Source organism: Acinetobacter johnsonii (assembly GCF_048551975.1).
Lineage (GTDB): Bacteria > Pseudomonadota > Gammaproteobacteria > Pseudomonadales > Moraxellaceae > Acinetobacter > Acinetobacter johnsonii_A.
In genome coordinates this window covers 120,437-141,602 of record NZ_JBIMCF010000006.1, presented here as the reverse complement: position 1 = coordinate 141,602, position 21,166 = coordinate 120,437, and the positions used below count along the sequence as shown (strand labels likewise).

General features: G+C 42.2%; 21 protein-coding genes and 2 pseudogenes. 8 read left to right on the top strand and 15 right to left on the bottom strand.

Translation table 11 applies throughout. The features are described 5' to 3' along the window. Nucleotides 1-80: pseudogene (locus ACG9ZB_RS07560) on the top strand (IS1 family transposase); the annotation flags it as partial. Nucleotides 81-196: 116 nt separating this feature from the next. On the opposite strand, the gene ACG9ZB_RS07555 reads toward ACG9ZB_RS07560, so the two are convergent. Beyond that, nucleotides 197-778: an FxsA family protein gene (locus tag ACG9ZB_RS07555; RefSeq protein WP_419325202.1), complete on the bottom strand. Its 582-nt coding sequence runs from the start codon at nucleotides 776-778 to the stop codon at nucleotides 197-199. A 122-nt stretch (nucleotides 779-900) separates the two neighbouring features. Here ACG9ZB_RS07555 and ruvC point away from each other — a divergent pair, with 122 nt between their 5' ends. Further along, nucleotides 901-1,446 (top strand): crossover junction endodeoxyribonuclease RuvC, encoded by a 546-nt coding sequence (gene ruvC / locus ACG9ZB_RS07550; protein WP_004984936.1) that lies wholly within the window; start codon nucleotides 901-903, stop codon nucleotides 1,444-1,446. Nucleotides 1,447-1,449: 3 nt separating this feature from the next. On the opposite strand, the gene ACG9ZB_RS07545 is transcribed toward ruvC, so the two are convergent. Both ACG9ZB_RS07545 and ACG9ZB_RS07540 read right to left on the bottom strand, forming a co-directional pair. Continuing rightward, a complete protein-coding gene (locus tag ACG9ZB_RS07545; protein WP_419325201.1) occupies nucleotides 1,450-1,776 on the bottom strand; it encodes a hypothetical protein in 327 nt (108 codons plus the stop codon). A gap of 165 nt (nucleotides 1,777-1,941) precedes the next feature. Further along, nucleotides 1,942-2,687 (bottom strand): annotated as a pseudogene (locus tag ACG9ZB_RS07540) (DDE-type integrase/transposase/recombinase). Nucleotides 2,688-3,133: 446 nt separating this feature from the next. Between ACG9ZB_RS07540 and ACG9ZB_RS07535 the strand changes: the two are divergent. Both ACG9ZB_RS07535 and ACG9ZB_RS07530 read left to right on the top strand, forming a co-directional pair. Beyond that, a complete protein-coding gene (locus ACG9ZB_RS07535; protein ID WP_419325200.1) occupies nucleotides 3,134-3,346 on the top strand; it encodes a phage protein NinX family protein in 213 nt (70 codons plus the stop codon). Between the two features lie 9 nt (nucleotides 3,347-3,355). Then, nucleotides 3,356-4,018, top strand: coding sequence for a hypothetical protein (locus ACG9ZB_RS07530; protein ID WP_419325199.1), 663 nt, complete (start codon nucleotides 3,356-3,358; stop codon nucleotides 4,016-4,018). A 76-nt stretch (nucleotides 4,019-4,094) separates the two neighbouring features. Here the strand turns inward: ACG9ZB_RS07530 and ACG9ZB_RS07525 are convergent, their stop codons facing one another. Further along, nucleotides 4,095-4,352, bottom strand: a complete 258-nt coding sequence (locus tag ACG9ZB_RS07525; RefSeq protein ID WP_419325198.1) for a hypothetical protein — start codon at nucleotides 4,350-4,352, stop codon at nucleotides 4,095-4,097. Nucleotides 4,353-4,415: 63 nt separating this feature from the next. Between ACG9ZB_RS07525 and ACG9ZB_RS07520 the strand changes: the two genes are divergently transcribed. The 4 genes from ACG9ZB_RS07520 to ACG9ZB_RS07505 all read left to right on the top strand — a co-directional run bounded on the left by ACG9ZB_RS07520 (nucleotide 4,416) and on the right by ACG9ZB_RS07505 (nucleotide 8,002). Beyond that, nucleotides 4,416-5,066 carry an SOS response-associated peptidase family protein gene (locus ACG9ZB_RS07520; protein WP_419325197.1) on the top strand — a complete coding sequence of 217 codons (651 nt, stop codon included), beginning with the start codon at nucleotides 4,416-4,418 and terminating at the stop codon, nucleotides 5,064-5,066. Between the two features lie 91 nt (nucleotides 5,067-5,157). Further along, nucleotides 5,158-5,724 (top strand): LexA family protein, encoded by a 567-nt coding sequence (locus ACG9ZB_RS07515; protein ID WP_419325196.1) that lies wholly within the window; start codon nucleotides 5,158-5,160, stop codon nucleotides 5,722-5,724. Further along, nucleotides 5,721-7,019, top strand: coding sequence for a Y-family DNA polymerase (locus ACG9ZB_RS07510; RefSeq protein ID WP_419325195.1), 1,299 nt, complete (start codon nucleotides 5,721-5,723; stop codon nucleotides 7,017-7,019). The genes ACG9ZB_RS07515 and ACG9ZB_RS07510 overlap by 4 nt, the downstream gene beginning before the upstream one ends. Nucleotides 7,020-7,162: 143 nt before the next feature. After that, nucleotides 7,163-8,002: a hypothetical protein gene (locus ACG9ZB_RS07505; RefSeq protein ID WP_419325194.1), complete on the top strand. Its 840-nt coding sequence runs from the start codon at nucleotides 7,163-7,165 to the stop codon at nucleotides 8,000-8,002. 100 nt (nucleotides 8,003-8,102) lie between these two features. On the opposite strand, the gene ACG9ZB_RS07500 is transcribed toward ACG9ZB_RS07505, so the two are convergent. The 11 genes from ACG9ZB_RS07500 to ACG9ZB_RS07450 all read right to left on the bottom strand — a co-directional run bounded on the left by ACG9ZB_RS07500 (nucleotide 8,103) and on the right by ACG9ZB_RS07450 (nucleotide 21,154). After that, complete coding sequence (locus ACG9ZB_RS07500; protein ID WP_419325193.1) at nucleotides 8,103-8,408, bottom strand: DUF6527 family protein; 306 nt, start codon at nucleotides 8,406-8,408, stop codon at nucleotides 8,103-8,105. Next, on the bottom strand, nucleotides 8,405-9,181 hold the full coding sequence (locus tag ACG9ZB_RS07495; protein ID WP_419325192.1) for an N-acetylmuramoyl-L-alanine amidase: 777 nt from the start codon (nucleotides 9,179-9,181) through the stop codon (nucleotides 8,405-8,407). The genes ACG9ZB_RS07500 and ACG9ZB_RS07495 overlap by 4 nt, the downstream gene beginning before the upstream one ends. Further along, nucleotides 9,178-9,459 (bottom strand): holin, encoded by a 282-nt coding sequence (locus tag ACG9ZB_RS07490; protein WP_419325191.1) that lies wholly within the window; start codon nucleotides 9,457-9,459, stop codon nucleotides 9,178-9,180. Before ACG9ZB_RS07490 ends, ACG9ZB_RS07495 begins: the two co-directional genes overlap by 4 nt. 63 nt (nucleotides 9,460-9,522) lie before the next feature. Next, entirely contained in the window at nucleotides 9,523-9,753 is a 231-nt protein-coding gene (locus ACG9ZB_RS07485; protein WP_004980417.1) for a hypothetical protein, read from the bottom strand. Then, entirely contained in the window at nucleotides 9,746-11,755 is a 2,010-nt protein-coding gene (locus ACG9ZB_RS07480) for a hypothetical protein (RefSeq protein WP_419325190.1), read from the bottom strand. Before ACG9ZB_RS07480 ends, ACG9ZB_RS07485 begins: the two co-directional genes overlap by 8 nt. Nucleotides 11,756-11,768: 13 nt before the next feature. Then, nucleotides 11,769-12,161, bottom strand: a complete 393-nt coding sequence (locus ACG9ZB_RS07475; RefSeq protein WP_419325189.1) for a hypothetical protein — start codon at nucleotides 12,159-12,161, stop codon at nucleotides 11,769-11,771. Then, complete coding sequence (locus ACG9ZB_RS07470) at nucleotides 12,158-12,514, bottom strand: carboxypeptidase regulatory-like domain-containing protein (RefSeq protein ID WP_419325188.1); 357 nt, start codon at nucleotides 12,512-12,514, stop codon at nucleotides 12,158-12,160. Before ACG9ZB_RS07470 ends, ACG9ZB_RS07475 begins: the two co-directional genes overlap by 4 nt. After that, nucleotides 12,504-13,703: a hypothetical protein gene (locus tag ACG9ZB_RS07465; RefSeq protein ID WP_419325187.1), complete on the bottom strand. Its 1,200-nt coding sequence runs from the start codon at nucleotides 13,701-13,703 to the stop codon at nucleotides 12,504-12,506. Before ACG9ZB_RS07465 ends, ACG9ZB_RS07470 begins: the two co-directional genes overlap by 11 nt. A gap of 53 nt (nucleotides 13,704-13,756) precedes the next feature. Next, nucleotides 13,757-17,368 carry a hypothetical protein gene (locus ACG9ZB_RS07460; RefSeq protein WP_419325186.1) on the bottom strand — a complete coding sequence of 1,204 codons (3,612 nt, stop codon included), beginning with the start codon at nucleotides 17,366-17,368 and terminating at the stop codon, nucleotides 13,757-13,759. Further along, nucleotides 17,358-17,771 carry a hypothetical protein gene (locus ACG9ZB_RS07455; RefSeq protein WP_419325185.1) on the bottom strand — a complete coding sequence of 138 codons (414 nt, stop codon included), beginning with the start codon at nucleotides 17,769-17,771 and terminating at the stop codon, nucleotides 17,358-17,360. The genes ACG9ZB_RS07460 and ACG9ZB_RS07455 overlap by 11 nt, the downstream gene beginning before the upstream one ends. Beyond that, entirely contained in the window at nucleotides 17,771-21,154 is a 3,384-nt protein-coding gene (locus ACG9ZB_RS07450) for a tape measure protein (protein ID WP_419325184.1), read from the bottom strand. The genes ACG9ZB_RS07455 and ACG9ZB_RS07450 overlap by 1 nt, the downstream gene beginning before the upstream one ends. Nucleotides 21,155-21,166 lie beyond the last annotated feature (12 nt).

Sequence of the window (21,166 nt, the reverse complement as noted above, 5' to 3'; positions counted from 1 at the left end):
GCAATTTCTCCAAAAAGCTTGAAAACCATTTTAAAGCCTTCGACTTAACCTTCTTTTACATCAATAATGGCTTCATTTAATGTCAGCATACTTTTTAGAACACCACCATATTTATTTTAAATCATAAACACTTAAAACATTTTCATAAAGATAAAAAAAGCCGAATTAAAGCTCGGCTTTAAAATTAGGTATGAAATTATTTATTCACATCTTTCATTTCAATTTTTTTCGCATCTGGCATGACTTCTCGTGCTTCGCCATCAATAATACTCGAGTCACGATAAGCTGAACCGCCCTGCTGTTGCTGCATTTCTTGCATTTGGCGCATGATATCTGCAAATGGGTTTTGACCTTGAGCACCACCGCCCATGCCATTCATATCCCCCATCATGCCACCCATCATTTTTTCCATCATCGCTTGCTGACGTTTCATCATCACGTTCATTAGCGCGCCCGTCATGGCTTTTTGTACTGCTGGAATAAGCAACAACACGGCAACCACATCTGTCACCAAGCCAGGAATCAATAAAAGAAAACCCGCAATGATTTTTGGCAGATTGTTTGTTAATGCAGGATCTGCACCCATCTGACCCGCTTGCATTTGCTGCATTTGTGGCATTAAACCTGCTGAATACTTACGAATCAGGTTCATACCAATAAAGAAAGCGGCAATAAACCAGAAGAACACGTACCACATGCTACCAACGAGGTCGCCCACGCCGATCCATACGAAGACTTCGAGAATGACACCAGCTAATATAAAAAGAAATAATTTCATGAAAATTAATCTAATCTCAACAAAATGAATAAGGTGCAAGAATCAAGTGCTCAATCTACATCAAGCTTTTTTGATACGCTTATGTAACAATATGGGCATATTATTTTTTTTAAAGGGCAAGCATGTCATTAATTATTGGTATTGACCCCGGTTCTCGCCTCACAGGCTACGGTATTATTCAAAAAGAAGGTCAAAAACTAATTTTTGTCGATGCTGGCACCATTCGTACCGAAGCTGCTGATATGCCTGAACGGCTAAAACGTATTTTTGCAGGGATTGATCGTATTGTAAAATTTCATGGCCCAACCGAAGCCGCAGTTGAGCAAGTATTTATGGCACAAAACCCTGACTCCGCACTGAAACTGGGGCAAGCACGTGGTGCTGCTATTGCTGCACTGGTCAACCTTGACCTACAAGTTGCAGAATACACCGCACGCCAGATTAAACAGTCGGTGGTCGGTTATGGCGCTGCGGACAAAGAACAAGTACAAATGATGGTGATGAGACTCCTAAACCTGAGCATCAAACCACAGCAAGACGCCGCCGATGCTCTCGCTGCTGCCATCTGTCATGCGCATGCTTCAGGTAGTATGACGAAGCTTGCTGTACTCAATGCTCTTGGCGGTATGGCGCGCGGTCGCAGCCGTAGTAGCTCTCGTCGACGCTAAGTGTTAAGTGACATAGTCTTTAAAGTCTTTACGCATTTCACGTACCGATGGTGCTTTGGGATAAGTTGCTATCAGCATTCTTCCCGAAATGCGTAAATTTTTCTTTTGAGCAGGATCGATACGAATAAAGACCAACTCTTCTGGCTCATTGCGATGGTTGATCTCACAAATCATAATGGTGTAGTTTTTTTCGATCACTTTATAACGACCAAATGCCTGCTGTACGATTTGTTTAAAATTTTTCTGTCCACCTGTTGGTGCAAGTTGGGTGTAAATCACCAGCAATATGCATGCACCAACTACCAAGGCCACCAGTAAGTATTTATCCATTATTCCTCCCCCTCTTTTACCATTATTCGAAGTCTTTAAATTTTAGGCTTGATTGCGTTATATCGCGTTTTCTTACTACTCAATAGTTCTTATGCTACATCAATGTTCTTTGCCCGAAGCATTTACTTGATTTTCTTCTATTTGAAAAGAATTAAATTGTGTGATTCATAGAGATCGTTTCAATTTAGCGATCTCTAAATCCATCTTGTAATTGGCGTGATGAATCCGTTCATTTGATGGGTTGTATTGCTTCTGGACCTCATCAGAGAAAGGGGTTTCTTCACATAATTCAAAGTACCTTTCCATCGGTGTTTTACCTTTCAAAGCTGGTGCTGGTCTCATCCAGTTATAGTAATGCTGCCATTCGGCTAGCTTGTCTTGGATATCTTCAGAATTAATATCGACAGTAGCGTAGAACTCAGATTTATTAGTCTTTTGAGAATGCTCTACCTTGCCAAATGAGGTGAACCTGGTTTATTTGGCCTCAATTTGATTCCATGCTGCATCAATTTTTTCTGTACTTTTTCAGCAAAGAATTCCCGCCCTCGATCGGTCTGTATTCGCTGTATGGGAAAAGGCATTTCTTCAATTACGCAGTCTAAAAAGTCGAGCGTATTCGCTACTGTTCGGCGTTTATATATCCTTAAAACGCGATATCGTGTGCAGTCATCGATAGATGTGTATTGATATATTCCAGGACCCAGTTTACAGGTATCCATTTGAATTCTATCGCCTGGTAATGGGCGTTTACTCTGACTACTTAATCCATCAATACCTTGCTCAGAATATCGTTTCCACCACTTGCCTAATGTTGGTCTAGAAATGCCACATCTCCGACAGACTAGGCCAGCATCATTGGTCTCTTCAAATAATTTAACCCATACGAGTCTTTGTTGAATTTCTCTGTTCATAGATACCCATTATATTGAAATGATGTCTATGAATCACACAAGTTAATACATCTTATATGCTCTTACTTAAAAAATTGAGATCCCATATTCTTAAATTTTTGACAATGGGGTATGCAAGTCCGTAATCTTATACAGCTATACGCTATAATTACGCCATATTTACGTAAAGTAAAACTGCTAGATCGGTTGTTAACTGTTTTCTATAGCCATTGCTGAACTTTGAAACATTGGAGATTTTTTGAGTGGAAAAGCCAATTATCATTTTTGATATGAATTGATTGTTATTTAATCCTTTGTTTAATAAAGGTTTATTAATTCTATTTTTAAATATAGAATTTTTATGTACACACTTCTGTACATATCCATAAACCTACATATCAGATTCAAAATATGAAAGTATCAGATCTTACACACCCAACCAACTTCCTCATACTCTCGGTAAAGCAATGAAAGTAAAATCAGTGCCAGTGATTGATTGGGAATTATGTGGGAAGCTAATCGAAAAAGAAAAAATTAGCTTGGTGCGTTCGTATTCAAGATGGACTGCTTTTTATGTTGGTCCTCGTGCTGATAGTCGAGAAGCTGAGCAAGTTGGGGATACAGCTATTGAGGCTGTAGTTAAGTGCTTTATTGAGAAAAAATTGGGAATTGAGATTTAAGGAAAGAATATGAAATTAAAATCTCCAAAGTTTTGGGTCTATCTTGCAGTAAATTTATATTTAATTTCTATGCTTGTTTTTGTGACTGTCGAGTGTTTTGGGGGCGCAGATTCTGCAAAAATTTCAGCATTTGGGAGTGTTTTAGGTGGTGTTGGAGCTTTCTTTGCAGGGATTATTGCTATTTACTTATTTAGCGACTGGCGTCTCGTAAAAAAATATGAATTAGAGAAAGAAACCTCCTTGGTTCTACTAAATTCAATCTTAAACATTAACTCAACCATAGAAAGTTTATTAAGTCTTGCAGATCAATTTAGGGATTTGAATAGTTTAGACAATGAACAAATTGCTCAGTTTTCAAAATGGTGCGATGACTACTCTTTATCCTTTTTGCAAAACTTAACTGAAATTAAATCTCAAAACAATTTACATCATGCGCTAGTACGCGATTTTGAAAAAGATACAAAACTTTTTAGCAAAGAAGATTTAATGTTGTTTACAAATATCTTTGACCAGCTAGGTGGAAACATTGAAACCATATTTTTAAATTATAAAAATAAAACTCTAGATGCCAAGTCAGCCTCAGTGGAGTTGAGTCAAATTGATATGACTGAATATGGTAAAATGATTCGTACTAAAATAGTACTTTTGAAAAAGGAATGTAAGCCGTTATAGCTATAATTTTTCTTTGAAATGCAAATGCCTTTTTATGGCTTTTGCATTCATACTAAACATGGCAAGTACAAAGTATTTATTTTTCAAAATACGTCCTGCAACCTTTCAAGAATTTTTCATTAATATTCATTTCAGGATCATCCTTCTCATCATCACACTGATCCGCAGACTTTAGGTTGTTATCACGTGCGTATTGATAGCCGTAATACTCTTCTGTGCCTTCCGTGAAGCCTCCAATCTTGTCTGGTCTCATTTGATACTGGAAAAATATGAATGCAGCAATACCAATGACTGCGAGTATTCCATTGACGATCCTAAATTGTTTTGAAATCATTTTTTATTCTTGGTTGGGTTATTATTTGTGCGATGATCATAAAGAATAAACAGGGATAAGTCTATGTGCGCAAACTTCGAAGCGATCAGAAAGAATCGTGCATTTCTGTTAGATCTCCCTGAACCGGATCAATTGGAGTTTCCAGAAGACATTTTTCCGAACTTCCCCTCACCTTTGATCTTTTCCAATGACGGCAAGATTGAATGGAGATCGGTTAATTTTGGGATGATTCCCAAATGGGCAAAGGAAAAGAGTTTCGGCAAGTACACATACAATGCCAGGACTGAAACGGTTGCTGAGAAACCAAGTTTTAGGGAGGCTTGGCATAAGTCTCAATTTGGCCTAATCCCTGTCGAGACCATCTTTGAACCCAAATACATTGATGGGAAACCTCACTGGTATGGCATTGCGCGTGAGGATGGTATGCCTTTTACCGTAGCGGCCATATACGAGAATGCCGTCATCGATGGAGAGCAAATCCGATCGATGAGTATGCTCACCATCAATGCCGATAATCATCCCTACATGAAGCAATTTCATAAGCCTGAAGATGAGAAGCGCTCGATCATCGTTATCCCTGATGAATACCGCGAAGAATGGATGAATTGTAGTTTTAAAGAGGCGCATGAGTTCTTCTTTGAAATGCAGGATGAGTACATCACCTTCCCTAAATCCCGCTTATCAGAAAATGGTGCTCAACCTAATTTAATTTGAAGGCCCTTTGATTATCCACAGCTTTTAAATTTGAATTTATTTTGACCGAAATCTACAATCTTGAAATCTGTTACAGAAATCAAGTTTGGCTATGAATGATATCAATAACCATGGTGGCGTGAGACCCGGTGCAGGGCGAAAACGCTCAGAATTGACCACGCTCATCCGTGTACCAAACTCTTCTGTTTTAGAAATCAAAGCCTTTCTCAAGAAGTCTAAAGCTGATCCTGAAATCGATCATATACGCCAAGTTGATCCAGTAACACATATGGCTATTCCATTGGCCACTGAGCGCGTGCAAGCGGGTTTCCCTTCCCCTGCCCAAGATCATGTTGATAAGACCCTAGATCTGAATGAACACCTCATTAAGAATCCAGCTGCTACGTTCATCGTGCGTGTTAATTCACTTTCTCTCATCAATATTGGTATCGATATTGGGGACGAGTTGATCGTCGATCGTAGTCTTGAAGCAAAGCATTGGGACATCGTGATTGCGTTGGTCGACAATGAGTTCACCGTTAAGCGTCTCATGTGTGAAGATGATGGTGTGTGTTGGCTAAAAGCTGAAAATCCAGACTATGACGACATTCACTTTAGTGAAGGACAAGAGTTCATTATTTGGGGTGTAGTTACCCGTGTTCTTAAGAGCTTCAGATGAGAAGCGAAAATAAGATCTATGCCTTAATTGACGTGAACAATTGTTACGTCAGTTGTGAGCGTGTATTTAATCCAAAGTTGAATAATAGACCGGTCATTGTGCTTTCAAACAATGACGGCTGTGCAGTTGCACGTTCACAGGAAGCTAAAGATCTTGGGATTAAAATGGGTGTTCCCCTATTCCAAATTAAAGACATAGTTGAAAAGCATAATGTAGAAGTACTTTCGAGCAACTATAAAGTTTATGCTGAAATGTCTAAACGCTTTCACAGCATCCTTGCCGAATATGTTGCACCAGGAGAGCATGAGATTTATTCGATCGATGAATGCTTTTTAGATCTCACAGCATATGAACATAAATTCGATTTAACTGAATATGCTCAAGACATGCGTGAACGTATTGCGAAGTGGATCGGCTTGCCTGTATCTGTTGGAATTGGTCGAAGTAAGACTGAAGCTAAGATTGCAAACCATATGGCCAAGAAAGCCAAACGCTTTTCGGGTGTCTGCAATTTGGTATCAATGGACCCAAAGCACAAGGATTACTTTTTTAGTTTAATCGATGTATCTGAGATTTGGGGGGTTGGTCGACAGCACAGCAAGAAACTGCATGCCATGGGTGTGCATACCGTTCAGGATCTTACTCGAACCGAATCGCGCAATATGAAAAACCTCTTTTCCATTGTTATGGCCAAGACGGTAGCCGAGCTGCAAGGTATTTCCTGCATAGAGATTGAACACGCCCCACCCGCTAAAAAACAAATCATCTCATCGAGGTCGTTTGGCCAACGTGTAACGGATAAAGAATCTTTGTCTGAGGCAATGAGTGATTACCTGCAATCAGCTGTTAAACGGCTACGTGAAGACAAAAGCTTATGTGGCTGTGTGATTGCTTTTGCTGAGTCCAATCCATTTGATAAGAATAAACCGTTTTATAAGAAATCAATCAGTATTGGTTTTGCCGAGCCTACCGACTCTGCTGCAGTTATGAACAAAGTAGTGATGAAGCAAATGAACGAACTGTTTCAAGAAGGTATTGAGTTTAAAAAATGTGGTGTGATTTTAACGTGTATCGAGAACAAAGCAGCTTACATTCCTGACCTGCTGAGCGATGTTGAATCTATAGAACGAAATGAGAAACTGCAGCTTGCAATGGAAGGTGTAAAGGAAAGGTTTGGAGATAAGAAGCTTGCGATCGGACCATGTAAATTACCGAACCGTGGCTGGTCCATGAGTCGTGGAAGTCTGACGAGGGATTATTTTAGTTGGGAAGGAATGTTGACTATAAATAATTGAATTAATGTCTAACACTAGATAGTAATGCGAGCTCATTTCTAGTGCGTAGAGGTGGGGAGTTTTGGAAAGGTGCTAAGGTTGTTAGTAGGTAAAACATGATGCAAGATTGGGCTGATATGATGGATGTGTGGAAGGAGTAAATAGTGAATTTTTTATACGGGAGCTCAGAATTTAATGATCTACTACAAGAGTGCTACCTAGCTCAATCCTCCATCCTATCTGGGATAGAATTTCTTGTAAAAGCTAATATTTACGATAATAAAGATGGGTTATTTTATTCTTCATTTTTCAACCTAAGTATAGGTGTGGAAAGGTTTTTAAAAATTGCTTTGGTTACCGAATATATGTATTCAAATAATTTTCGAAAACCCAACTATACATTTTTAACAAGTAAAAAGCATAATTTGATTACTAGCTTTAATGATTGCGCAGATGCCTTTAATAAATATGGTGCTAAAATTCCACATCTTGATGAAACACACCAAGCTCAGGAACTATTTAATTTTTTAAGCACATATGCTGAGAAGACTAGATATCAAAATCTAAATAAACTAACAAACAGTAATAAAACTGACCCAGTACACCCCATACACGCTTGGATGGAGATATCTGAAAGTTATTTAAGAAAATATATCAAAAATGAAAAAATTAATGCTGAACTGCTAAAACATTACTCCAAATACCCTATGGCTACTGGGTTCACCTACCACCTAGACTTTAATGGATCACCATTATTGGCTATAGATTTGCTCATGTATCAATACATAATTAAAAAATCTAGACCATATATAATTAATGATCTAATTCAGACCCTAAGGCCAATACATCAAATGCTAAATAAAATTTCATTAGAAACCAATAATAATCCTAATGCAGATCTTAATGGCGCAGTGCCATTTCCGTACTATGGAGATTTATTTCCTTTCTTTTTTGCAGATATAGGCCTTTTAAAAAGAGTAAAAAATTGGACTCATAGGTATTAAAGCCCTCACTTAAAGAGCTTTTACACAAATCCCAACATTCACATTCGTCGTAATTGAATGAGCTGTGCAGCCTGATAAGAGGAGGCACAGCGTTAAAACCCTAAACATCAATTGGTATCATATCAACTGTCTGCCCAGCTAATTCATGATGACAATCAGATAAAAATTGAATCTTTCCATCTGTCAAAAATAAATGGCAACGGCTTGCTAGATGATGATCATTCACCAGCAATGATGGCGTAAATGTTGGTTTATTTATATCACCATTAAAACTCCATTTACTGCCATTTGGATGTCCACCCACATGGAATGGGTGTAAATACTTGCAGCCAGGACATTTGAATAAGTACATCCCACTACTCCAATACTCCAAATAGGGAGTGGGTTGTGTTACGTCTTCAGTCATGCTACGTCCTCATGCTCAATCAGAACTTTGGCTACAGCTCTTGCAGCAGTCCAATATCGAGCATTGAATTGAAATAATTCTTCTTCGTTAGAGATAAAACCAAGCTCTACAATTAAACCGCCATTACTGATAAATCCGAGCTTCCCTCGTGCAGATTGGCTTTGATCAATCCAACCATTGTCACCACGTAGACGGCTACCAAAAGCATCAGCAACAGCTTTAGATAGCTCCTGAGCCAGTTTCTTGTCTTTCGGTAATGCGATAGTTTCAACACCATTGGCTTGCTTTGATGCTGCGGCATTCATGTGGAATTCAACAGCAACACTTGAACCTTTAATGAGTTTGATTGCTGCATTTAAATTATGGTTGAGTGTGCCCACCCCATCAGTTTTATATTGAATGCCTGCTTCGCGTAAATAAAAAGCTACCGCATTTCGGAAGTTAGTCACTAAATCAGCTTCTTTATATTTGCCGTTGACTGCACCAGGATCAGTATTACTATGGCCTGCTGTGACTGTGACAAAGGGTTGAATATCAGTGTGCAATTCAGGCTGCTTCTTCAATCGTGCAAGCACCATGGCCACACCAACAAACATCCCCAACCACTCTGCCATGTTTTCAGGAATTTTATTTTTAAGTTCTTGTGGAATAACATTCCAGACACTCAAAAACTGCTCCGAAATCAAAATTAAGGCATAAAAAAAGGCGCTTACTGCGCCTACTTGTACTGACTTGAATTTCCAAGCCTGTTTCCAGTTTTCAATTAATTTCATTTAATGCTCCAAGTGTTTGCTTGGCGTTTAAGCCAAGACTCGATAAACGCACTTCCCAAAATGCCAAGTGCTGATGCAATCGCTAAAAGTCCCAAAGGGTTGATATCTGGTATTTGCAAAACCGCAGCACCTGCAACAGTTGATGTTGCAGAGCCTAAAATTGTTCGTCCAATCGCTAAGCGCCAAGTAAGCTTTTCATCCGAAACCAAGAGCTTTGCAAACCCGATACAAGCCCCAAGGACAATCAAAAGTAAAAAATTCTTTTCATGCTCTTGCATGAATCCCCCCTAATTTTTGGCAATAAAAAAGCGCTCTATTGAGCGCCATCACTTTCTTTAAACTTAAACTTCGATTTGAATCACTTCACCCAATGGTGCGAGTCGTTTGATCTCACCATCAGATACAAATACGGTTGCTCCTAAGTTGTAGCGGGTTGAGCTGGTAACAAGGTTTAAACCTGATCCACCCACTACCAACACTTTGTAATTGGGGTGGTCCACGCTGGTAATGGTTCCTACAAACTCTGCAGCCGTAGGTAGTAAATCAATTAAACGCTGTAATGCATTACTCACGATTCACACGCTCCACTTTCACAGTTTGATTGACCAACGCATGGCTGAACGAAACGCTGACACTATCTACAATGCCCCACCACTCTGTATTGAAGGCAAGCACTTCTCCTGGTACACATTCACCGACCTCAGGCGAAATCGGCATGCTGTAGGTATGAGTTTCGACCATCCCGGCTTTGGCAAGTTTGGCTTTACCATAGGCCCCCATGCTGACATGGTTAAACAGTGGATTGTTTTCAGGCTGTAGTAATGTGTCTGCACTTGTTCCAGTGCGTTTCACTTGAGCCACCAGTGCCTTTCGATCATTGGTCAGTGTGATGCCGTTGTAATCAGGATAGATCTGATAGTCAGTTGACTGGCTCACCACCGCAGACTCAGGCAACAAACGATCATATTCAGCGATCGACAACACATCCCAAAAGGTCTTTTTATACAGCGGTTTAATGGTGAGGGTATTGCTGCCCTTTTCGCTATAAATAAACCCACCGCCACTTTCAACCACAATCTTAATAGCATCCATCGGCGCTAAATTGGAATAACTTAAGCATTCACGCTCAACGATCCAGCCCAGGGCATCAATCAAATGCCAATTCAGTACCGCATCGCTAAATACGCGATCCAGCTCCGCCTGACACAACTGGACGGAGGTTCGCTCATTCTCTTGTAAGAATGAGCGTAAAGGTGCTGTCGGTGCCGCAAGCAGCGCGGTTTGACTGCGACCAATCAAGGTATAAGTGTCTTGAGCAAATTTACGAGAACGTCGGCGGTTCTCAAGCAACATTTGATGCTCGGTACCATTCACGATAATTTTTAAAATCACAGGTTGGCCATTGATGGGTTCAAGTTTGCCAATCTGGGATGCTGGTACCGTTAAACTATAGGACCAACACCAGCAACTGCGATCGGTACTATAATTCCCGTCATAGACTTCAATCGTTACACCATTGTCTAGGCGTGTCACAGATAAACTATTCAATATGTACCACCAATTACGATTCGGTATGCCAGGGATGCAATCATCTGCACCAAAGTTGAGTTCAACATTGTGTGCATCCGGTTCATCACACAAGCAAACAAACTCAAGATCGCCCGTCCCTTCATACTGAGGAATTTCAGGCTCTGGCCATGGCTGAACGGGATGCTTGCGATAATGAATGGATTTGGCTTTATTCCAAGGGATCTCATCTTGTGTGACCAGCTCCAGCCCTTTATCCCAATCAAAGCTAAAACGCTTTTCAAAGACATGCGCGACTTGGTGTGAAAATGAGATGTTGCGGCGTTTACGGATCATCTCCTGATGAGTCAGATTACGATTCAATCGAAGCTTGATCGATTCATCAAAATACAAATCACGTGCAATCCGAATCTTTAGATTTTCTTGCCAGCGTATCCTTTGGTTGCAACTGAGCCTCACACCCTGGTCAAACGCCGCATGGATGGATTCAGATAAAGTCTGCCCACGCTCAAAGCCAATGTCACTGCTATAGTTCACCACCAATCCACGATCGTAAAAAAAGGTGTCATTTGACACCCTTAAAACTGGCTTCGCCCACGGTATTTCTGTTGATCCAAGCTGGGTGATTGCGTGTTCAAACACAGCACTGAATCTCAGCTCAACACCCAATTGATGATTAATATCAAACAAAGCATCAAAGGCAGGATTGAATGACGTATTGATCACTGCATCAAGTGCACAATACGCATTAATCCCCACCACCTTCAGCTCAGGGATAAAACCTATATTGATGGTTGCTTCAAGTGTTGTTGTTTGCCCCGATACAGCATGAAACTCTGCGTGAAATGAGACATTAATTTCGGCTTCAAGTGCATTGAAATCAAAACTCAGCGCCTGAAACAAAGCCAAAAACGTGGTATCAATCGTGGCTTCAAGTGATGCGAGATTTTGTTCATCCGCACCAAAGTTAAGATTGGTAGAGCCCGTTACAATGTCTTTAAAATTGAGATTTACATAATGTGCATCAGGTGGAATATAGTTCGCCACATGTCCACCTCTTTTATGTAGATGGTTTGAGGATCAATGAATTCATCATCAAGGTGCTACCTAAAACCAGTTCAGGATTAGCCAGCTCTATATCTGTACCCACGGTAAAGTCTGCAACGGCTTCACCTGCACCATTCATCAAACGTGCCCAGGTTGCGACACCCGCTTTCGTTACCGTTGCAGCATCAGTTTGGTTGAGCTCGATACGGTCAACATGCATGGTCTTTAAACACGGTTTAGGTAAAGTCAGGATTACCAGTTTTGCGGCATTATTGGCTGCCACTGAGACCGAGGCGGGTTTCGTATCATCATAAAAAATAAAGGAAGCATTGGAGCTTCCTTGATCGAGGTATGTGGCCAGTGCTTGGAGTTGTGCAAGACTGGCTTTTAAAGAGGGTTGAATCATTTGGCCACCAATTTATCTGAGATGACTGCGTTATATTGCCCATTAGGATCAAAGGCCACCACAAAGCACTCCATTCCTACGGCAATGTTCCGAAACGAATAAGTACCATCAGGCTTTGAAACTGTTTCCCAAAGCAACTGCCGAGTACTTCGCTTAAAACAACATACAGGCACAGGTGAGTAGTTTTGACCGAGTTTTTTTGTTGTTCCCTTGACCACTCCAAAACCCTGATCGCTACTCAGCACGGTGATCATAGGTTTCGGCAGAATGCCAACCTTATAGCCCAGTTCAACCAACTTTTGAGGGTTAGCTGTGTACCCACCCCAGAAGAATTTAGACAGTTTAAGAGTCAATTTTGATCTCCTCAATCGGCAGACAGAAATAGACGTATGAGCTATTGCCGAAATAGTGCGTATACAGCTTTACCCCATGTATATCTTCCCCATATGCTGGAGTAACAGTCTTGTCCGTGGATGGTCTGTTGTTATTACTATACATACAGAGATACATCCCATAGCAAAACCCTAAGAATTGCGATGTTGCATATTCATAAATAGGGATTGGAGAAGCAGTGGTGGTATTAAATGCATCTATTACCGGAGATAAAAAGGACTGTGCTGCTAAGGGCCCTACAACCAATTGCGGGGGAGCTGCTACCGTTGAATTATCTAAAATGCAGCGAATGTTTCCAATGAAAACCCGACCAGAATTATTTTGATCAAAATTCCATGTATTGATATTAGAAGCACCAGAATCTTCTGCAATTAAGAGAGGATAATCAAGCTGGGTATAATCATGAGTCGCGTTCGGTAAAATAGCATGTACTCTCCCGCCCCCCGTTTCAAAATTGGTCAGTAGTGCAAGATGATAGATACTGCCGAGCATGACAGCCTTACCAAAGCCAGCATAGGCTTGACTATATGTTAAAGAGTTATCAGCTGACGGATAAAGTTGGAATTCCCATTTAACTCCATTGGACGGGCTCGCTATGGCACGTGTTTCATTGAGTGCTAAAGGATCATTAATGACTCCAGTTACCTCATCATAAGATTTCCCTATACACGGACTAACACAATTTCGACTCGTTGCGACATCTTGAAAACACAAGCGTAAGAATAGGTCACTATCATCCAACGCTTTAAATTTATAAACATGCACATTGCCTTGTTCATAAACCAATGAATAGCCCAGTGAAGCAATCTTGGTCGTAAACCCACCTAGAATCGATGTCGGTGCACTATCAATGGTCAAAGTGACTGAAGTTGCTGTAACAGCATCAATCCAAAACTCACCACCATTAATCGCAGCTAATGCCCCAGAGTTCACCTTTAACACGCGATCAGCTGTATAGCCATGTGTTACACCATAATTCAGCGTCACTTGATTCCCTGATACGGAAACGCTAGCTACTGTATGTTGGTTATAACCCAACACCAGCATTTTTTTAAAACGATCAGGAAAAAAGTTCTTTGAGGCCACACTAAAATCCAAACCTATGTCGCCAAAACTAAAAAGTTTGGTCTGTGTTTGCTTCATTGTCATTATGTTTTACCCATAAAAAAAGACCGCCGAAGCGGTCATATTTGAATTTAAGATTAGGCAACTCGGTCAATGTCACCGCGTAGCATGATTTGGAATGAATCAGACAATACGGTAGGTTCCGATTGCTTGACTGTACGAATTACCCAAATGGGATGATTGGCTGCAACGGTATTAAAACGCAGTACATTGCCACTCGCCCAGCCATTGCCCCAACCTTCTTTTTTAATGCTGAAATAAGGCGCATTGGTGACTGGATTGATTGGGGAACAATCTTCAGTACGCACTCCAGTTCCGATCTGGCCAGAAGTTTCACCAATGATTCGAAATGCATCATTCGTGGTAAATACTATCGCCCAGCGCTCTTGAATGTTGCCCTTGTTAGTAACATCAATCGGGTACAGAGTGTCGTTGTAGTTGGCTGAAATGGCTGCACCCACCGCCTCATCCTTCCAAATGCTATCCCACGTCGCCTGTACAAACTTACGTGTATAGCGAGCTCGCATATCGCCAATAACCAATACTGAGCCTACAATGGTATGGGCTGGATCATAGTGGTGTGTCAGTGGCTTAGTGAAGGTCACTTGACCATTAATTTTGACGCTACGAACTAAACCCATGTCCTGATAACGGTACTTGGCTGTTATTGGTCCAGTTAAATTACCTAAGGCAAAATCACCGTTTAAAGTCACTTTGCCGTAGTCATAATCCACTGTGTATAGATCAAATGGAATTTTAATCCCGTCTGCGTCTTCAAGTTCGCACCAGGAGATCCGCGCATCATTCAATGGATAGGTTTGGCCAGCAATATAATCTGGTAATTCCTGCGACTTACTTGCACTCACAATCCCAATCTCACCCGATCGGAAAATTGGAACTCGACCATCAATCGGTAAACGTACTGCAGATAGGCCCAGCAACTCAGCATCAATCGGGATATAGCTATAACCGACTGCGCTGTATTTGATGGTTTCAGGCAGGACCATGATGGGCTTGTGAATCCACTGCTTGCCACCCTTGGTATATTCCAACTCTGCCACATACCAGTCCTGCGCCATAATTTCAGCACGGTTGGCAGAAGTCACTTCAATCTTTTGCCGAAAAACAAACTGGCCATAGCCTTGATCAAAGTTAAAGAAGCCATCACACTCTGCTGTATCAATGGTACCTGAGCCATCAGGTGTGATGCTCAATACTCCGCCTTCTACCTTGGTGGCGGACAAAGTTAAGGACTGCGCCCGGATCGGGATCATCGGTGCACGGTATGAGACTTGGTTAGTCTGAACGCTTTCCAATTGCGTCACCAAGGTCTCTAAGGTCGGATTATTCGCACCACCTACATCCCAAGCGGATAACTCGACCGCACCATTTCCATAGTGGATCTGGCCAGCTACCGTTCCCGCACCCGTGGTCACTGAGGGATTACGGTAAAGCGATCCGAGTTTATCAACATAGGTTGAATCAGCCAGTGTAAAGCGAACCGAACCTGCAAGAATCTGCTCAGCAAAGCCTTCTGTTAAATCCGTTTTTATAACAGAACCAATGATGGTATCCGACCAGGATTGAGCCGCAGAACTATCACGATACGAGACACTCACTGTCACCGCAGTCGCTACTTCATTCAGGCTTAAGGTATGTGTCTCACTGGTATTTTCATACTTAATGGTCATCCCCAACATACCTGCAGCAATCGCTTCTTGAGAGGTATTATATTTGCCATAAAAAGGCTGCATAATCTTCTCGCGTTCGATCGCTTCAAGTGTAGTGATTGGGGTGATATTCATGGTACGAGACGCATAGTTGATCGTGCCCTGTTGCTGACCTGCACCATTGATTAAACGTCCTGTAGAGGCATCAATCGGCATATCGCGCAGCTCAACCTCACCTGTGTAGCTCATATACTTGACGGGTACACGTACTTTTATAGACTTAGGAATGAGTGCCGCAGATCCATTGTCCAACTCAATTGAGATGCTGCCACTGGTCGGTACCGCAGTCACCTGAACTGAAGACTTAGTGCCTTTCTGACCTGATACATCAAACGTGGTACCGCCATTGGGTAACAAGGTTGGCATCAGCTTCGCTATACCATCCGCATAGTCAATGGTGCCTGTGGCATCCCCTGTGAATTGCCCTTGGCCGTTATCGGTTGCTGCCTTGGCGACGCCATTCAACAACCAACCAACAGTTAAAGTGCCTGCCACAATCGAATCGTTTACAGGGATCTGAACATAGGCTTTGTTAATGGTTAATCCTGAGCGCTCCTGAGCCGTAATCATATTGCTCCATGTCATCAGGATTGCACTACCGACATCTGCAAGTTCACCTGTAGTAAGTGCCATAGTACCTGTATCATAATCAATACTGCCTGAACCAAATGATGAATCAGCACCGCGTAATTGCCCTGCACCATTGTCTCGAAGCGTGTAGACCTGATTCTGCACCAAGTACGACACTTGCAAACTTCCCGGTGATGGCAACGGAACCAAATTACGGATCCAGTTAAAACCGATGTTCTCCTGATTGACATAAATCAGATCAGACTCAACTGGTCCAGTCACCGCAGCCGCCGGCATAAAATCAATCGTTAAATTAGTGGTCCCTGTCCCCGCACTTGCATTCCAAACCATAGATCCATTTTGATAATTGATGGTGCCAATGGATGTACCAGCGGCATTTTTAAGCTCACCACCGACGTCGCTAATCACTGAACCAAATAAAGTAAACTCTACTGACTTCGGCATGACTGATGAGCCGAGATATAAGCTCGACACAGTATTAATGGTGACATTATTAAAAGTCTTGCTCAGGATACCATTCTTGGCTTTCACCAGAGCCACAGAGTCACCTGCAGCATTGATATTCACCATAGGGGTTTCAGTCTGTGCAGAGGGAACCAACTGCGTATAAACATCCTCTGCAACTACAGAATAGTCACCCACTTGTGCATCTTCTTTGAGATTCGCGCTGGAGTAATACTTGCCTGTATCCGCCACAATGGTGTCACGGATGATGGTGGTACTCTTTTCGCCGCCATACCATTGCTTTGCAGACAGTCCCACAAAATCAGCTTTCAACGCATCACTCAGGCCATAAGTGGCAATCTTATATTCCACTTGCTTTTGGTCAACAACCATAAATGCTGTACGTGTAGACACCTCGGTGATCCGCAAGAATTGCTCAATCTCTAGGTCTTTACCTTCACTCGAGATCAATACAATTGACTTACCGATCGATGTTTCAGACTCTTGGGGAAACATGGCCACTTGTAGAGACTTCATACCTTTCCAATGCGTATCTAAAGGTGTACCTGCAATCTGTGCACCTTTGGCCAAATAGTTTTCAATCCGATTTTGAGCGCTCGAACGCTCATCCGTCCAGCTATCTGTACTAAATAACACGGCAGAGACATTGGGATCTTGCGCATTTTGAGAAATGAATACCGTCGCACCCATTAAGGCATCTGTATCGGCTGTATCCACCGCAGCATAGATCTTTTGGATAGAAGTACGACCTGTGGTGCGATCCATCTCAGAAATATCATTGAACAGATTATTACTTTGACCATCGACAATTTCACGGCCTGAGTATTTACCCCCACCATCTTCAGCATCTGTACGAATGCGTTCAGACTCAAGGAGCTTTAAATTACTGGTTTCAATTGGCATCGCTTACCTCAATGAATCGCATAGTGACGTTAAAATAAGTATCAAGTGATGTTGCTGGGGTGCCTTTGACTGTGGAGCTTTCCAATGCACCGTCTTTATGATTCCAAATCACATTGAATACACGCTGGTCATGTGGCCATTCAAACTGAAGCGTAAATTGCTCCTGCAAGTTCTGCCATAAACGAAGCGTATTCAGTTCGCTCAGCTTGATCCAACCTTTCGATTTATTAGCAGGCTGCAATGTGATGGGGCGACCTGCTTGCTTACGCCCCTCTTGGATAATCAAGGCACCACTAATGGCATACTCCTGGTTCTGCTCGATCTCAGACCAGTTTTCATCAGACCAAAAAAAACCATCCTCTAGTTGGATGGTTTCTCTGGTCGACTTTCGTGTTAATCGCATTACGATCTTCCTTTAATTGCTTCAAGTTCTCGCATCATTTCCTCAAGAGCCGTGGCTTGATCGGGTGCCGCTGATACAGTCGCTGTCTGCCCTGTTCCCATATCAATTTTGATTTCCACACTTTGCTTTGTCTCCATACCTTCCATTGGTTGAATATCAAGACTAGTCGCAATAAGTGGAGCATCAGGCACGGCAGAGATTTGCTGAGTTGAATCACTACTATTCGACAGTAATGAAGCATTACCTCCACCTGAGCCGCGTGATTGTGATTTGGCATTCAGCTCATCAGTACGCGCTTTCATCTTGGCTTTGAAGTCATCCCAGTGGTCATTGGTGGCTTGTTGTTCAGGACTGATCTCGGGTTGCTCACGTGAAGTCGCTTGGCTTACTTGACTTACAGTACGCTGAGTAGCAACAGCGGCTTGCTGGATCTCACCCAGTTTAGTGACTGTGGCTTTGCCAGTAGCATCCAGTTGAACCTCAAGCCCTAAATAAGCCGCCTTAGCATTAGCAGCCGCCATGACTTGGGCATTACCAGATGCTTGAGCCAGTCGCACAGTTTCCTCGTAAGCTTTTTGCAAACCCTCTTGAGTTGCTTCACCGCTTTTCATTACGGTATCAAGGTCAGTTAAGGCATTTTCCGCAGCCAATTTGAGTTGCTCTTTGGATTTAATTCCAAGTCGCTCCATTGCGGCTTCAGCTGGGCTTAGAGCAGCAGGCAATTCCTGACCAGCACGCTTAATGGCTTGCAAGCCCATCTCAACTTGTGATGTTGATAATTTGCCTTGTTCGCCAAACGATAGAAGCTTAGCTTTAGCTGCATCAAGCTCGACTTGAGATTTAGCACCCGCTACCCACTTTTCCCAACCTGCGTAAAGTGCATTGGTTGCCTGCTCGCCTTTTAAACCTAGCTCATCAAATCCATTTGCGTAATTATCCAAATGCACTTGATCTGCTGCGAACTTTTCAGAAACCCGACCTAAAGCTATATCAAGATCAATACCTAATGCGGCAGCGGCTTTGCGGGCGCGAACCGCTGCACCCTCAACAACCTGACCAGCACCAGAATTAAGCTGATTCAGCTCATTAATACGAGTAGTCCTGTTGTTAGCGAGTTCAGCCTCTTTTGTATCAATCCCAGCAAGCGAGGTTTGTGCAGATGCGAGTGCATTTAAATCGCCAGTTCTTTTGGCTTGCTCGATCTGCTGTTCAAGTGCTGCTCGCTCAATTGCTGCCTGTTTCTGATAAGCCAGATATTCTTCGTCTGCCTTTTTAACATTCTCCTTGGCAACCTTGAGCGCTTCCTCCTTAACCTTTGCATTTTCTGCTGCCTGTGCCGCACTAACACCAGCCTGAACACTCACTTTGCCAGCTTCATCAATAGTGACGATGTAACCCTTGGTGATAAGGTCAGCCTGCATCACGCCATCCATTACACCGCCATTTGCTTTAATAGCGGCTTCTGCATAGGCTTGAACAGCACTTAACTTTTCCGCTTCAGAGACCTTTTTGCTATTGGTTTCTGTTTGCTGGTTGGCAAGCATTTGATTCATTGTTGCTTCTGAGTCAGCCAAGCTTTCAGCGTTCTTTTGCTTCTGTGTCTTGCTAATCTCTTCAATGGCAGCAACCCCTTTCGACTGAAAGTTTGTTGCACCATTTGAGGCTTTGTCGTACCACTCTTGAGCTTTTACCCCCATCTCATTCATCTCAGAGATGATTTGTTGCTTTGTATCACCCCAAGTAAACTTTGATTTAAAGTTTAACCATGCTGATGCAACGTCGTAAAACAAGCCTGTTAATAGGTTGGCAACAATTGCTATAGCACTAAATCCATCACTCACAAAACCCAAAGCGACATTAAGCGCCTGAAGAAACTTCGTAAATCCATTGGTTTTATCTAATGCTTCATCAACACCGCTATTAAAGTCAAAGATACTACCAAGGATTAGATCGAGCTGTCCTATTGTCGCCTGAAATCCATTACCAAAGGTTGCTACTGCATTTTTTAATGTTTCATAAGCACTACTTAATGCAGTTTTCAAAGCCTCTATCGTAGCTGGGTCAATCTTCTTGAGTTGGTCACCCACCCAAACAAAACCCTCGCCAATGTCTTTCAAGATGGTTTCAACAATATCCATATTGTCTGCAATAGTGACCAGCCAATCAGCAACTGTTGCTGATGCGCCATTAGACTGATCCATTTTACCAATCAGAATCTCCCAACTGGTTGAGATCCGCTGCAAAGCATTCCCGATAGTGGTTGGAAATTGATCGTAAGTCTTTTGAACTTCACTGGCTTGGCCTTGCAAAGCTTTTACCACTCGCTCTGCTGAAAGCTCTCCATTTTCGGCCATCTTACGGAGTTCACCCGTAGTAACACCCAAGCCTCTTGCTAAAGCCTCTGCAACACCAAATCCATTCTCCATAATGGAGTTGAATTCCTCACCACGAAGAACACCGCCCTGCATTGCTTGAATGAATTGCTGTACCGCTGCCTCACTTGCTTGGGCTGATCCGCCACCAATCTGAATGGCCTGAGTAACAGTTTTAGTTAAATCTAATGCTTGTTGCTGGGTCATCCCCATGTCTTTACCGACAGCATTTAAACGAGTAAACAAACTGCCTGTAGCATCAAGACTGGAGTTCGTCATCAACGCAACTTGGTGTACACCAGCCATTGCCGATGTAAAATCACCACCCTCTTTCGTCGCAATATTGATACGTGCAGAAAGGTTGGTGTAGGTATCAGCAGTTTGAGCTAATTCACGTATTCCAAGCCCAACGCCCAGTGCAGCCATGGCACCAGCAAGCGCATTTACAGCAAGCTTTGCACCATTCAATCCTTTCTGTGCAGTTTGTGCCGTGGTTTCTGTACTATTTAAACTTGAATTTGCCTTACCTACTTCTGTGTGAAAATCAATAAATGCACTTTCAGCCTGTTGAACTTCTTTTTCGAGTTGATCTACTTGTTTTTGAGCAATCTCAATATCTGTAGGGGTGACTTTTGTTTTTGAAAAGGCCTCAAGTCTGCTCTTCGCTTTTTCTAAATCTGATTTTAAGAATGCTAAAGCTTTTACAGACTTATTACCAAAATCAGTGAAGTTACTTGCAGCGCTTTTGGCGTTATCTCCAGCATCGCGAATGATTTGAGTTGCACCGCTTAAAGATTTAGTTAGGCCATCTGCCAATTCCTTGCTTTTCTCTGGGACAATACTCCCAAGAGCCTTAGCTGTATCAGTACTTGCCTGCTTCAGCTGATCTGCTTCAGCTTTGATACTGTCAAAAACCTTTTTAGTAACGGCTTCAGATTGCTTGGCAGCGGCTACAAGGCCTTTGCTATCACCATCCATGATTAATTTGAAAGTTAGATTTTTTCCAGACATGAGTTTTCCTTT

Coding starts and splice junctions, on each gene's coding strand:
- ACG9ZB_RS07535 (WP_419325200.1), top strand. CDS start 3,134: ATGAAAGTAAAATCAGTGCCAGTGATTGATTGGGAATTATGTGGGAAG.
- ACG9ZB_RS07530 (WP_419325199.1), top strand. CDS start 3,356: ATGAAATTAAAATCTCCAAAGTTTTGGGTCTATCTTGCAGTAAATTTA.
- ACG9ZB_RS07495 (WP_419325192.1), bottom strand. CDS start 9,181: ATGAAATTAATTGAAAACTGGAAACAGGCTTGGAAATTCAAGTCAGTA.
- ACG9ZB_RS07490 (WP_419325191.1), bottom strand. CDS start 9,459: ATGCAAGAGCATGAAAAGAATTTTTTACTTTTGATTGTCCTTGGGGCT.
- ACG9ZB_RS07460 (WP_419325186.1), bottom strand. CDS start 17,368: ATGCCAATTGAAACCAGTAATTTAAAGCTCCTTGAGTCTGAACGCATT.
- ACG9ZB_RS07465 (WP_419325187.1), bottom strand. CDS start 13,703: ATGACAATGAAGCAAACACAGACCAAACTTTTTAGTTTTGGCGACATA.
- ACG9ZB_RS07475 (WP_419325189.1), bottom strand. CDS start 12,161: ATGATTCAACCCTCTTTAAAAGCCAGTCTTGCACAACTCCAAGCACTG.
- ACG9ZB_RS07515 (WP_419325196.1), top strand. CDS start 5,158: ATGAATGATATCAATAACCATGGTGGCGTGAGACCCGGTGCAGGGCGA.
- ACG9ZB_RS07500 (WP_419325193.1), bottom strand. CDS start 8,408: ATGACTGAAGACGTAACACAACCCACTCCCTATTTGGAGTATTGGAGT.
- ACG9ZB_RS07455 (WP_419325185.1), bottom strand. CDS start 17,771: ATGCGATTAACACGAAAGTCGACCAGAGAAACCATCCAACTAGAGGAT.
- ACG9ZB_RS07510 (WP_419325195.1), top strand. CDS start 5,721: ATGAGAAGCGAAAATAAGATCTATGCCTTAATTGACGTGAACAATTGT.
- ACG9ZB_RS07450 (WP_419325184.1), bottom strand. CDS start 21,154: ATGTCTGGAAAAAATCTAACTTTCAAATTAATCATGGATGGTGATAGC.
- ACG9ZB_RS07520 (WP_419325197.1), top strand. CDS start 4,416: ATGTGCGCAAACTTCGAAGCGATCAGAAAGAATCGTGCATTTCTGTTA.
- ACG9ZB_RS07545 (WP_419325201.1), bottom strand. CDS start 1,776: ATGGATAAATACTTACTGGTGGCCTTGGTAGTTGGTGCATGCATATTG.
- ACG9ZB_RS07555 (WP_419325202.1), bottom strand. CDS start 778: ATGAAATTATTTCTTTTTATATTAGCTGGTGTCATTCTCGAAGTCTTC.
- ACG9ZB_RS07525 (WP_419325198.1), bottom strand. CDS start 4,352: ATGATTTCAAAACAATTTAGGATCGTCAATGGAATACTCGCAGTCATT.
- ruvC (WP_004984936.1), top strand. CDS start 901: ATGTCATTAATTATTGGTATTGACCCCGGTTCTCGCCTCACAGGCTAC.